Here is a 13,303-nt window from a genome sequence, read left to right on the forward strand (position 1 = left end):
TCAACTACAATTGCATATAAGAGTTGGTTCTAGTATGTTATTTGATAGTCAATTGAGTATTTAGCACTTTCTCATAAAAACATTGTTTTAGGCTCTTTTTTTATCGGCGTATGAATAGATTCACCAAAAGAGAAGTAGCACTTATCAAAAACAATCATTTAGAAGATAATTATGGCGCATGTAAAGAACATGATCATACTGCGCAGCCATTAACTAAAGCCAGTAAAAGCTTCTCAATCGGAAAAGTTTTTAGCTCATTAGCTTTTAAAATTCCATTTGCTGGTTTTTCTTTATCACTCTTTATTGCTTTTGCGGTTGGCACTGTATTTTATATTGAAAGCCAGCAGTTGGTTAAAGAGCAGGCGTTTGATGAACTCAATATTAAAAGTAAAATTGTAAAACCATTAATAGCCTATTTCTATCGAGAAAGTGCCAACGACTCAATCTTCCTCAGTAAGACCGCGTCAATACAAGGTGTTATGGAGTCTATCAAATCAGATGATGATCAAAACCTGTTATGGCGAAAAAAATTACAGGGGATATTCAAAGAATTTATCAAAAAAAAACCGATTTATAAAAATATAAGTTATTTAACAACAGAGAATCATGTTCGTAGTAATGTCAGTGTTGACCATGAAAATGACCAAGTGAAGGTCATTCCTTTTGAGCAATCTAGTCAAAATATAGCGCTTGATTCATTAAAAGCGGCTTTATTAGTAAAAGATGGTGAAGTGTATTTTTCAGAGATATTTTATCAAAAAAACACTCAGGACAAGCCTTTACAAAGTTCTTTATTTATCGGTACCCCTGTTTATAATGCTGACAACAAACTTTTTGGTTCAATAACAATAGAAGTTGATTTTTCATTATTTATTGAACGGCTTAAGGAAAATGCTTTAGAAAAAGTTACTTTTTATCTTGCTAATTCAGCGGGTGATTTTATTTATTTTCCAGCTGATCAAAAAGTTGATGAAAAAAATATCAAGGTGACTGAAAAGTTTCCGTCGCTCAGTGTTATTTTTTCCTCAATACTCACTAGCGATAAGCTCTTTCAAGATAAAGAGATAGATGTTGATAATAAATTAGCCTATTACTCTACTGTTCAGTTTGATGAATTTGGCCAAGTAAACCCATTACACTTAGTTATTGAAAATAAAAGTAATATTTATCTGCAATCATTAGAAAATATGCAAAACCGCACAATATTATTTAGCTTTATCTTAGCGATATTAAGTCTAGTGTTTTGTATTATGGCGTCAAAGCGGATAACACGTGCTTTGTTGTTGATGACTAGAGGTGTTGCCCAATATGAAGAACAGGGTGTTATCGGTAAGTTACCGGTGCAAGAAAATGATGAAATCGGCGTTTTAGCAAGAAGTTTTCAAAATCTATTCATGCAAATAGAGCAAAAGTCAATTGTCCAAAAAAGTGAAACAATACGGGCAGAAGATGCGTTAGCAAAGCTTCATTCTATTTTAAACTCAATCGCTGATGGTGTTATAAATATTGACGGGAAAGGCAATATTCTCGCTTTTAATCATGCGGCTGAAAAAATATTTGGCTATCAAACTAATGAGGTCCTTGGTCAAAACGCACTATTTCTAGTGCCAATAGATAATACTATTAACCAAGCGGACGAATTTAAACGTTTTTTACAACATAGCTCAAGTGAAGTAAAAGGACGCACACTTGAACTGACTGCATTAAGAAAAAATGGTGAAAAGTTTTTTATGCATTTAAGTATCAGCAAAATAAATATTCCTGGTGATGTTGTTTTTACCGGATTAATACGTGACATCACTGAAAATAAGTTGTTGGCAGCAGAAAGTATCCGCAGTATTGAAGAAGCTAAAGATATGGCATGGCGTTTAAATTTTGCTTTGTCAGCACCAAAAATAGGCGTTTGGGACTATAATCTTCAAACAGGGCTAAGTTTTTGGGACAGTCGAATGTATGAATTATTTGGCTATGATAAAAACTCAACAGTGCCTACAGAAAAAATTTGGCGAACAGCTATACACATAGACGATGTTAAATTTGTGGAAGAACAATTTATCCATGAAATTAAGAAAGGCATAGCACTTAATTTTGAATACCGTATCACTTTGCCAGACGGAACTATTCGATATATTGAAACACATACTCAAGTGGTTAATCATAAAGATCAAAAAAACTTCAGAGTGGTGGGAACTCATCGTGATATAACCGAGCAAAGAAACTTGCGTACTTTAAAACAGGACGCTTTAGATATGGCAGAGCACGCTCTGCTGCTGCGTTCGCAGTTTCTTGCAAGTATGAGTCATGAAATACGTACCCCGATGAATGGCGTTTTAGGGATGTTAGGTTTACTTCAGCAAAGTAATATCGACAAACAACAAGCTCACCATTTGCAATTAGCCAGTTCAAGTGCGCAATCTTTATTATCTTTGATTAATGATATTTTAGACTTTTCAAAAATAGAGGCAGGAAAATTAGAACTTGAAATACTTGATTTTGATATTCGAGGTCAGCTTGGCGACTTTGCTGAGTCGATGGCGATAAAAGCGCAGGAGAAAGGCCTGGAATTGATACTGGATGTTTGCGGTGTTGAACAATCTTTAGTTAAGGGTGATCCTAGCCGTTTGCGACAAATACTGTCAAATTTAGTCAGTAATTCAATAAAGTTTACCGAGACCGGTGAAGTACTCATTAAAGCCTCGATTAAGAAATATCAACATCAGTTGCAACTAACATGCAGCATATCAGATACGGGTATTGGTATTCCTGAAAATAAAATGATTGCATTGTTTGATTCTTTCACCCAGGTAGACGCCTCTACTACACGAAAATATGGGGGTACAGGCTTAGGTTTGGCCATTGTTAAACAATTAGCTCAACTGATGTCAGGGGATATTACCTTAACAAGTACCGAAGGTCAGGGCAGTGTGTTTACTTTCACCATACTACTTAACGAAAGTGATAACTCTCAAACAGTCATGCCTCATGTAGACATAAAAGGTAAGCAAATTCTTATAGTTGATGATAACGCGACAAATTTGGCGGTATTAAAAGGACAGTTAGCTATTTGGGGGGCAGAGGTTACGCAAGCAAAGGATGGCACTTGTGCTATTGAGCAGGTTGATAATCACCCGGTTGATTTTTTTGATGCCGCAATTCTTGATATGCAAATGCCTGGCATAGACGGCGTTACTTTAGGTGAGCGCTTGAGGAAGCATCGACATACACAAAAAACAAAACTTATTATTATGACGTCAATGAGTGACCGAGGAGATACTAACTTTTTTGAACAACTCGGTTTTTCTGCGTATTTCCCCAAGCCAGTAACAACCGCAGATTTATTTGCTACGTTAAATCTTGTTTTAGACGAAGAAGGCACTTTGAGTGTCAATAAACCCTTTGTTACTCAACATAACGTCCATAAATTAAAACATTCAAATGTTAATCGTGTTATTGCCAAAAATACCCGTATCTTATTGGTTGAAGATAACCGTATTAACCAAGTGGTCATTCTAGGTGTGCTAGCCAATATTGGTTTGTCAGCTGATGTTGCTGGTAATGGTATCGAAGCCCTGGCTGCTTTAAATTCTTCACCAGAAGATGCACCCTATCAAATCATTATTATGGACTGTCAAATGCCTGAAATGGACGGCTACGATGCAACAAGAGCAATAAGGGCAGGAAAGGCCGGTGTTGTTCATCGTAACATTCCAATTATTGCCATGACCGCCAATGCGATGAAAGGCGATAAAGAAAAATGTTTAGCGGCAGGCATGAGTGATTACGCGAGTAAACCGGTAGATACCGATATTTTACTTAAAAAAATATCGGTATGGGTTGGGCTAGATAGCTTTGAAACTGTGTCTGATAATAACAGTCGTGTAATTGCAGAGCCCGTAACCCAGACCAGCCATGGTGATAACTCCAAAAGTAGTCATTCAAAGAAAAATGAAGATATCATTTGGGATAAAACAGGCTTTTTAAAGCGTATTAGAAATAATGAAAAATTAAGTAAACAGCTGATCAGTTTATTTATTGAGGATATGCCGGCGCTTAAAAATGAGTTAGTTATCGCTATGGAAAATAAATTATTTGATGATATTATAGCTTTAGCACATAAAATTAGTGGTTCGTCAAAAAATTTAGGTGGAATTAATCTTGGAAAATTAACGCGACAAATTGAACAATTGGCTAGAATAAAAAATAGCGTTGAATTGTTGTCGTTGCAGAATGATTTATCAAGGGAATATTATTTGTTAATTGATACCTTACAAAAACACCTAACAGCTAAAGATGACGAGTAAGCCTTACAATGGGAATAAATTATGAATACTAAGAAAAAATATAACATTCTCGCTGTTGATGACGCAAAAGACACGCTCATGCTATTAGAGTTTGATTTAGGTGAAGAAGGTTATAATGTGTTTACCGCCGAATCTGGAGAAAAAGCCTTAGAGGTTTTAGAAGAGCAAGCGATAGACTTCATTTTATTAGATATGTATATGCCGGGTATCTCAGGCTTAGAGATGTTACACAAATTAAAAACTCACCCTATTATTTTCAATACGCCGGTCATTATGTTATCGGCTTCAGATGATGAAGATCAAATTGTTGCTGCTCTAGAATTTGGCGCCGACGACTACGTAACTAAACCTTATATTCCTAAAGTGTTACTGGCTAGAATACGAACCTCGCTTCGGCTTTTAGAGAAAACTTTAGAGCTAGAGTCGCTGGCTAAAACAGACTTCTTAACCGGCATTCGTAACAGAGGCGCTTTTGAAGATTTAGCGGGTAAAGCGATTAGCCAAGCAAAACGCACGAATAACCCGCTTGCTGTGGCGATGCTCGATATAGATTTTTTTAAAGTGGTTAACGATAATTATGGCCATGATGCCGGTGATAAAGTCCTTGTTGAATTTGCTGATATCATCTGCGATTGTTTTCGAGATCATGATATTATTGGTCGAGTTGGCGGCGAAGAGTTTGCGATATGTATGGCAAATACCTCTCCAGAGAATGCGCTTGTTGCCTGTGAACGCTTAAGAGAAAGAGTAGAACACAGTAAAATACATATTGATGATACCATAGATGAAAAGGTGTCTGTAACCGTGAGTATCGGCTTATCATTAGGCAAGGGCGATGAGATGAACTTAGAAGGCTTGTTAAAAGAAGCTGATCTTAGTCTATATGAAGCAAAACACAGTGGTCGAAATCAAGTGAAGGTGCATCAAGAATCAAATACGGTTGTCGCTGAGGGTATTGTCGACGCATTACCGGTGGCCAGTGAAGACCAATATCCAGGTATTGATGCTGAAATAGGTATTGGTAATGTGCTCGGAGATGAAGACCTTTTTGCTGAAATACTGGTGATGTTTTATGAAGACCATTCCAAAGACAGCGAAAAGATTCAACAAGCGATCAGTAGTGATGATCAAACTGCTTGTAAGCACTTAGTACATACCTTAAAAGGTGTTTCTTGCTCAGTAGGAGCTATGCAACTGTTTGAATTGACTAAAGCGCTAGATGAAGCGGTAAGTGTTGAAGATACCGCGCGTTATCAACAATTGTATCAACCGGTTGCCGCAGAGTTAATTAAGGTTTTAGGCGGTATTGAAGTTAGGTTAAGCGCGCAATTATAAGTATAAGATTGACAGATCTGGATATTGAGTGACGGGTATATTTGTCGCTCAACATCTATACGCGTTCATTCTCCGATGTTTAAAGACCCGTTAATAATCCTAGTACTAAGTTATTCAACAATAAGTTTGATGTCACTTTTTGGCACACAACAGCAAGATAGCACTTCACCATCGCCGATAAAAGCCAGTGGTTCTCCTTGAGGATAGCTAATTTCGCCTTCAACTAAGGTTACTCGACACGCCCCACAAAAACCGTCACGACAATGATAATGTACTTCTACATTAGCGTTCTCTAAACAGTCAAGTAAGCTTTTGTCATTGGCTTGAAAGGTAATGGTTTTATTATCGACAAAAATACGATGAGCTTTCTTACTTTCAGGTAATTTTTGCTGGCAAATGGCCATATCATTAGCACTTTTCATTTAAAAAGACTCAAACGCAAAATGTGCTAATGATGTAATAAGAAAGCATGATAATCGCTTCTTTATATGGAGGTTAAAACCATTAAAGGTCAAAGCCATCAAAATCATCACTTGATACAGAAGAGTCGACTTGACCGACCAGGTAACTCGATATTTCTGTTTCTTGTGGAGCGACCTGAACATTGTCTGATACTAAATAAGCATTCATCCATGGTAATGGGTTACTTTTTATATCAAAGGGTGCATCAAAACCAATAGCGGTTAAGCGTTGATTACTGATGTACTCAATATATTGATTTAATATTGCCGCATTTAAGCCAATCATTGAGCCGTCTTTGAATAAGTACTGAGCCCATTCTTTTTCTTGATCAACAACATCAAGAAATATCTGTAATCCTTGCTCTTTCATTTCTTGAGAAATGATTTTCATTTCAGGATCATCTCTACCGGATAACCAGTTATTTAAAATATGTTGAGTACCGGTTAAATGCAAAGCCTCATCTCGAGCAATAAGCTTAATAATTTTAGCATTACCTTCTAATAATTCACGCTCGGCAAAAGCAAATGAACAGGCAAAGCTGACATAAAAACGAATGGCTTCTAAAGCGTTAACCGAACAAACAGCCAAGTATAAGCGTTCTTTGAGCTTGCGAGTCGACACTTCAATCATTTTACCATCGACTTCATAGGTACCGTCACCTTGTGACTGGAGTAGTTGTGTGGTGATTATCACGGCATCAAAGTATTTAGAAATACTTGATGCACGCTTTAAAATAGCTGGGTTAACAACGATATCGTCAAATATTTCACTTGGATCTGAAAACAAGTTTCTCAAAATATGCGTGTATGAACGAGAATGAATGGTTTCACTAAAAGCCCAGGTCTCTATCCAAGTTTCTACTTCTGGTAATGAAACCAGCGGTAAAAACATCGCATTTACTGAGCGTGCAGCCATAGAATCAAGCAAAGTTTGATATTTTAGGTTGGAAATGAAAATATGCTTTTCTGAAGGCGTTAAACTTTGCCAATCAGATCTGTCTTTTGATACATCAATTTCTTCGGGACGCCAAAAAAACGATAACTGTTTTTCAATAAGTTTTTCAAAGGCGATAAAACGTTGTTGGTCATATCGTGAGACATTGACACTGTTACCTAAAAACATCGGCTCGAGTAGTGCGTTATTAGGAACTTGATTAAACGTAGTGTAGGACATCTATTACTCCTTGATAACAAGCGTGAAAATCACAGCCTGTTATCAAAATTTTGTTTTTTAAAATTATAGGTATGACTGATTATGCTCAAAGCTTCATTGTTAACAAACAATGAAGCTTTGTTGTGCGCACAATTAAATTTTACATGCACCGCCTTCACAGTCTTCTTCTTCTAATCCGAGCATATTCTCAGACGCACCATCACGGGTGTTATGGTAATACATGGTTTTAACGCCTAGTTTATAAGCGGTTAAAATATCTTTTAAGATTTGCTTCACCGGTACTTTTCCGCCTTCAAAGCGTGCAGGGTCATAGTTAGTATTTGCAGAGATGGTTTGGTCAATAAACTTCTGCATGATACCCACTAACTGCAAGTAACCTTCGTTACTTGGAATATTCCAAAGTAACTCATAGTTACCCTTTAATCTTTGATATTCAGGTACAACCTGTTTTAAAACACCATCTTTACTAGCCTTTATACTGATTAAACCTCTTGGTGGTTCAATTCCATTTGTAGCATTTGAAATTTGTGATGAAGTTTCAGATGGCATTAACGCTGAAACCGTTGAATTTCTTACGCCATGTGTCTTGATACTCTCTCGCAAAGTTTCCCAGTCAAGATGAAGGGGCTCACCAGTAATGTCGTCAATAGTCTTTTTATAAGTATCAATCGGTAAAATACCTTGCGATAAACGTGTCTCATTAAATTTAGGACAAGCGCCTTTTTCTTTTGCTAATTCGTTTGATGCTTTCAATAAATTAAATTGAATGGCTTCAAAGGTACGGTGAGTTAAATTGTTGGCACTGCCATTTGAATAATACACGCCGTTTTTAGCTAAGTAATAAGCGTAGTTTATTACGCCTATGCCTAATGTTCTTCTGCCTATCGTCGCATTGTAAGCAGCTGGCATTGGGTAGTTTTGATAATCAAGTAAACTATCAAGTGCTCGAACTGCAAGGTCTGATAAACCTTCTAATTCATCTAAGCTTTCTATTGCGCCTAAGTTAAAGGCTGACAAAGTACAAAGAGCAATTTCACCATTTGGATCATTAATATCATTCATTGGTTGTGTCGGTAGCGCAATCTCTAAACACAAATTACTTTGGCGTATCGGTGCCTGTTTCGGATCGAATGGGCTGTGTGTATTACAGTGATCAACATTCTGTAAATAAATTCGACCTGTGCTGGCACGCTCTTGAGCAAACAAGGTGAATAACTCAATAGCTTTAATACATTTTTTACGAATAGAATCATCAGCTTCATATTTTACATACAAGGCTTCAAATTTATCTTGGTCTTCAAAAAAGGCATCATAAAGCCCAGGGACATCGCTTGGGCTAAAGAGAGTAATAGACTCACCTTTAATTAAACGTGTGTACATAAGCTTATTGAATTGCACGCCGTAATCTAAATGGCGGACACGATTTTCTTCAACACCTCGGTTATTTTTAAGGACCAGTAAACTTTCAACTTCTAAATGCCAAAGTGGGTAGAACAACGTTGCTGCGCCACCTCGAACCCCCCCTTGAGAACAACTTTTAACAGCCGTTTGAAAATGCTTGAAAAACGGAATACAACCGGTATGAAAGGCTTCACCATTACGTATCGAGCTACCTAAAGCGCGAATACGGCCAGCATTGATACCAATACCTGCTCGTTGTGAAACATATTTAACAATAGAGCTAGAAGCCGCGTTTATTGAGTCTAAACTGTCACCACATTCAATTAATACACAAGATGAAAATTGACGTGTAGGCGTACGTACCCCTGCCATAATAGGGGTAGGTAACGATATTTTGAAGGTTGAAATTGCGTGATAAAAACCTTCAACATATTTTAAACGTGTTTCTACAGGATATTTAGCAAATAAACAAGCGGCCACTAAGATATATAAAAACTGAGCACTTTCGTAAATTTCACCCGTTACCCGGTTTTGGACAAGGTATTTACCTTCTAATTGTTTGACAGCGGCGTAACTAAAGTCTAGATCGCGAGGATGAACAAGAAATTTTTCCATTTGTTCAAACTCTGCTTCGCTGTAATCAGCTAGAAGATGTTCATCATATTTACCATTTTCTACCATACTAACAACATGGGTAAATAATTTAGGTGGCTCAAATTGACCGTAGGCTTTTTTACGTAGATGAAAAATAGCCAAACGTGCTGATAAATATTGATAATCAGGTGTCTCTTCTGAAATAAGATCAGCGGCAGCTTTAATGATAGTTTCATGTATGTCAGCAGTCTTGATACCGTCGTAGAATTGAATATGAGATTTCAACTCAACTTGTGACACCGAAACGTTATCAAGGCCTTCAGCAGCCCACGTGATAACTTGATGAATTTTTTCTAAATCGATGAGTTCTTTTTTGCCGTTACGCTTACTTACAAAAAGATTATTAGTCATGAAGAGCCTGTCATTTATTAATTATGCTGGTCGCTTTATTTACTTAACGTTGTCAACTATAAAAACGTTAAGTGAACACTTATCAGTATTATATTTCCCTAAAATGTAAATGAGTACAAAAAAACATCTGAACAACAAATACACTATATGTAGGGGTTTTCTAAAAACTGATCACAAGATAATGAGGTTTGACTGTTTTTGCAAGTGATAAAAAGCATAGTTTTTAATAACTTTCTTCAGAGTAAAAGTTCAGTTAGTAACGACTAACTTAGTAGTGCTTTTTATTTTTGATATTACAAAAACGCAACGTTTATTTTAATTAATTTTTGTGGATAATTTATTTTTAAATAAAATTACCCGTTTATTGGTTGTTTTTGTCAGCTAAAACTTAATTTCTAATAAAAACAACACGTTGCTTTTTTTTAAGCAGCAAGGCCACTAAATGAACAATAATGTTGATATAGCTGTTCAGGTTAAGCGTTACTATGACAACTTGTATAAAGTTTATCCGCTAGTTATTAGTCAGTCATAATAGCGGTTGGTCCACACAGAAATATATATGCTAATAAGTTGGGTTATTGCTATTTTATTATACTTTGGCTGGTAAAATATTCTTTTAAGAAGTTAAGTAATAAGCGCAGTTTTTTGGAATTGGCTGTACCTGGCGGGAATACACCAAAGACATTAATGTCGCTAAAAGCATAATCATCTAGCACTGTTTCTAAAGTGCCTGCTTTTATTTTTGGCCAAGCATCGTAAATAGGAATACGTCCCAGACCATGTCCTGCTTCAACAAAGGCGGTACGTGCAGCTGCATTATTGGTACTAATACTACCTTTTGTGGTGACACTGAACGAACGACTGCCCTTAGTCAAGGTTAACACTCCAGAGGTTAATTTATAAATAACCCATTGGTGGTCGCTTAAATCAGACGGTTTAGTGGGGCGGCCAAATTGCAGGAAATATTCAGGTGCGCCACATAGGCATGTTTGCAGCGTTGCCAGTTTAGTTGCTTGCAAACCAGAGTCAGGTAAGGGGGCACCACGAATTGCTAAATCGATACCTTCTTTCATAATATTAACGACCTCATCAGTTAACATCACATCGAGTGCTATTTTGGGGTAAATTTTTTTAAATTCGTTCAGTGCCGGCACAACGGTCTGCAAACCAACATTTACCGGACACGTTATTTTAAGTAAGCCGATAGGTTCATTTTTGAAATTTTCAATTTGCTGATTAGCGGCACTCGCTTGCTCAGCAATAACTCGACAGCGCTCATAATAGGCTTGACCCGCTTCAGTAAGATTAATCGCACGTGTTGAACGATTAAGTAACTTTACCTCGAGCTGCGCTTCAAGCTTCTTCAAATGATAACTTACTACTGCTCTTGAGAGCCCTAAATGTTTAGCGGCTGCACTTAAGCTACCTTGTTCAATGACTTGAGCGAAAACAACCATACTTTTGAGTTGTTCAAATGAGATATCCATAACGTACCTATTGAGGTAATAACCAGCCAATAATTTACTTTGTCAATCATTGTATCAATTATTGATACAATGATGTCAGTTTTATCTGCATTGTTCATGTTCGTTCTTAGGCATATACTGGACAAATAGAATCAAAAAACACCTAAACTCACTTATATAACCAAACGGATGAATGATAATGACTAAACAAATATTAATGGTACTTACTTCACATGACGAGCTCGGTAACACAGGCCAAAAAACCGGCTTTTGGGTTGAAGAATTTGCTGCTCCTTATTATGCCTTTATCGATGCGGGTGTGGAAGTTACTTTAGCAACACCTAAAGGTGGACAAGCACCAATAGACCCAACCAGCACACTTGAAGACTTTCAAACAGCTGCGACAGACCGTTACGATGCAGACAGCGAAGCACAAGCTAAAATCGCTAATACGCTAATATTAGCTTCTGTTAATGAAGCTGATTTTGACGCAGTATTCTATCCTGGTGGTCATGGTCCATTATGGGACCTTACCGACAATACTGACTCAATTACTTTGATTGAAAACTTTCTTAACGCCGGAAAAGCTGTTGCAACAGTTTGTCATGCAAGTGCTGCTTTGTTAAATGTAAAACAAGCCTCTGGTGATTTTGCTGTCAAAGGCAAAGCCGTAACCGGTTTTACTAACAGTGAAGAAGAAGCGGTGCAATTAACTGAAGTTGTGCCATTTTTAGTAGAAGATGAATTGATTAAACGTGGCGGCGAATACCAAAAGGCTCAAGATTGGCATGCCTTTGCAATTCAAGATGGTCTTATTATTACTGGTCAAAACCCAGCTAGCTCGGCATTAGCCGCTGAAAAATTATTAACTCACCTTTCAGCATAGCTACTTAGAACAGACAACTCGATTAGCTAAGCTGTTTAGCTAATCGATTTAACGCTTTACCTTTAAGGACATATAAATGTTAAATTTCAATTTTCAAAACCCAACTAAAATTAATTTTGGTCCGGGAGAAATTAAAACTATTTCAAAAGAAATACCACTAGATGCAAGAGTACTCGTTGTTTACGGTGGAGGTTCAATCAAAGGTAATGGTGTTTATGAGCAGGTTATTGATGCGCTTAAAGAACACACTTACTTTGAATTTTCAGGCATTGAACCTAACCCAACTTACGACACTTTAATGAAAGCGCAAACGATCATCAAAGCTGAAAACATTGATTATTTACTTGCTGTTGGCGGTGGCTCTGTTGTTGATGGCGCTAAATTTATTGCCGCTGCGGCATTATTTGAAGGTGATGACCCTTGGGATATTCTTGCCAAACAGCAAGCGTTCACTAAAGCTTTACCCATTGGCGCGGTGTTAACTTTACCTGCCACTGGCTCAGAAAGTAATGGTAATTCCGTGGTAACACGAGACGGTAATAAGCTCCCTTTTTCTAGTCCTTTAGTGCGTCCATTATTTGCGGTGTTAGACCCAAGTGTGACCTTCTCATTATCAGATCGTCAAATTGGTAATGGTGTTGTTGATGCTTTTATTCATACCATTGAACAGTACTTAACTTACAGCGTTAATGGCAAAGTACAAGACAGGTTCAGTGAAGGTTTATTACAAACCTTAATTGAAGAAGGACCTAAAGCCTTAGCCCCGGCAACTAAAGATGATTTAGACGTTAGAGCAAATATTATGTGGTCGGCCACTATGGCACTAAACGGTCTTATTGGTGCTGGAGTACCACAAGATTGGTCAACACATATGATAGGCCATGAATTAACAGGTGCCTTTGGTATTGACCACGCTCGAACCTTATCTATTGTGTTACCTGCCGTGATGAAAGTACGTCGTGAGCAAAAGCGTGAAAAATTACTTCAATATGCAACACGTGTTTGGCAGATAACTGAAGGTGATGATAATGCACGTATTGATCAAGCTATCCGTTTAACAGAAGAGTTTTTTGAAAAGATGCAGGTACCAACGCGCTTATCTCACGTTGATCTTGGTAGCGCTGATATTGATTCCCTTGTCGAACGATTAGAGCAACATGGCATGACAGCACTAGGTGAAAACAGTGATATTACTCTAGCAATAAGCCGAGAGATTTTAACGCAAGCCTTGTAAAGATAAAATAAAAATGAGTGGCTTGTTTAATTGACACGCT

8 protein-coding genes are annotated in these 13,303 nt (G+C 37.3%); 4 read left to right on the forward strand and 4 right to left on the reverse strand.

Annotated features, from left to right (window positions below; all coding sequences use genetic code 11):
• Positions 1–110: 110 nt before the first annotated feature.
• Positions 111–4,301: a response regulator gene (locus H4J66_RS13675; RefSeq protein WP_182175578.1), complete on the forward strand. Its 4,191-nt coding sequence runs from the start codon at positions 111–113 to the stop codon at positions 4,299–4,301.
• A 21-nt stretch (positions 4,302–4,322) separates the two neighbouring features.
• Positions 4,323–5,636 (forward strand): diguanylate cyclase, encoded by a 1,314-nt coding sequence (locus H4J66_RS13680; protein ID WP_182175579.1) that lies wholly within the window; start codon positions 4,323–4,325, stop codon positions 5,634–5,636.
• A gap of 110 nt (positions 5,637–5,746) precedes the next feature.
• Here H4J66_RS13680 and yfaE read toward each other — a convergent pair whose 3' ends face one another.
• The 4 genes from yfaE to H4J66_RS13700 form a co-directional block, all read right to left on the reverse strand.
• Positions 5,747–6,058, reverse strand: coding sequence for a class I ribonucleotide reductase maintenance protein YfaE (gene yfaE, locus H4J66_RS13685; RefSeq protein ID WP_259368602.1), 312 nt, complete (start codon positions 6,056–6,058; stop codon positions 5,747–5,749).
• Between the two features lie 82 nt (positions 6,059–6,140).
• On the reverse strand, positions 6,141–7,271 hold the full coding sequence (nrdB, locus tag H4J66_RS13690) for a class Ia ribonucleoside-diphosphate reductase subunit beta (RefSeq protein ID WP_182175580.1): 1,131 nt from the start codon (positions 7,269–7,271) through the stop codon (positions 6,141–6,143).
• A 132-nt stretch (positions 7,272–7,403) separates the two neighbouring features.
• Positions 7,404–9,677 (reverse strand): class 1a ribonucleoside-diphosphate reductase subunit alpha, encoded by a 2,274-nt coding sequence (nrdA, locus tag H4J66_RS13695; protein ID WP_070373844.1) that lies wholly within the window; start codon positions 9,675–9,677, stop codon positions 7,404–7,406.
• A 581-nt stretch (positions 9,678–10,258) separates the two neighbouring features.
• Positions 10,259–11,164, reverse strand: coding sequence for a LysR family transcriptional regulator (locus H4J66_RS13700; protein ID WP_182175581.1), 906 nt, complete (start codon positions 11,162–11,164; stop codon positions 10,259–10,261).
• Between the two features lie 178 nt (positions 11,165–11,342).
• On the opposite strand from H4J66_RS13700, the gene H4J66_RS13705 reads away from it, so the two are divergent.
• Together H4J66_RS13705 and H4J66_RS13710 are read left to right on the forward strand one after the other, a co-directional pair.
• Positions 11,343–12,029, forward strand: coding sequence for a type 1 glutamine amidotransferase domain-containing protein (locus tag H4J66_RS13705; RefSeq protein ID WP_182175582.1), 687 nt, complete (start codon positions 11,343–11,345; stop codon positions 12,027–12,029).
• A gap of 76 nt (positions 12,030–12,105) precedes the next feature.
• Positions 12,106–13,263: an iron-containing alcohol dehydrogenase gene (locus H4J66_RS13710; RefSeq protein WP_182175583.1), complete on the forward strand. Its 1,158-nt coding sequence runs from the start codon at positions 12,106–12,108 to the stop codon at positions 13,261–13,263.
• Positions 13,264–13,303: the final 40 nt, after the last annotated feature.

The organism is Colwellia sp. MB3u-55 (assembly GCF_014076785.1).
GTDB lineage: Bacteria > Pseudomonadota > Gammaproteobacteria > Enterobacterales > Alteromonadaceae > Colwellia_A.

Excerpts from the sequence above, each read along its gene's own strand:
- H4J66_RS13675 (WP_182175578.1), top strand. The coding sequence starts at position 111 with ATGAATAGATTCACCAAAAGAGAAGTAGCACTTATCAAAAACAATCAT.
- H4J66_RS13680 (WP_182175579.1), top strand. The coding sequence starts at position 4,323 with ATGAATACTAAGAAAAAATATAACATTCTCGCTGTTGATGACGCAAAA.
- yfaE (WP_259368602.1), bottom strand. The coding sequence starts at position 6,058 with ATGAAAAGTGCTAATGATATGGCCATTTGCCAGCAAAAATTACCTGAA.
- nrdB (WP_182175580.1), bottom strand. The coding sequence starts at position 7,271 with ATGTCCTACACTACGTTTAATCAAGTTCCTAATAACGCACTACTCGAG.
- nrdA (WP_070373844.1), bottom strand. The coding sequence starts at position 9,677 with ATGACTAATAATCTTTTTGTAAGTAAGCGTAACGGCAAAAAAGAACTC.
- H4J66_RS13700 (WP_182175581.1), bottom strand. The coding sequence starts at position 11,164 with ATGGATATCTCATTTGAACAACTCAAAAGTATGGTTGTTTTCGCTCAA.
- H4J66_RS13705 (WP_182175582.1), top strand. The coding sequence starts at position 11,343 with ATGACTAAACAAATATTAATGGTACTTACTTCACATGACGAGCTCGGT.
- H4J66_RS13710 (WP_182175583.1), top strand. The coding sequence starts at position 12,106 with ATGTTAAATTTCAATTTTCAAAACCCAACTAAAATTAATTTTGGTCCG.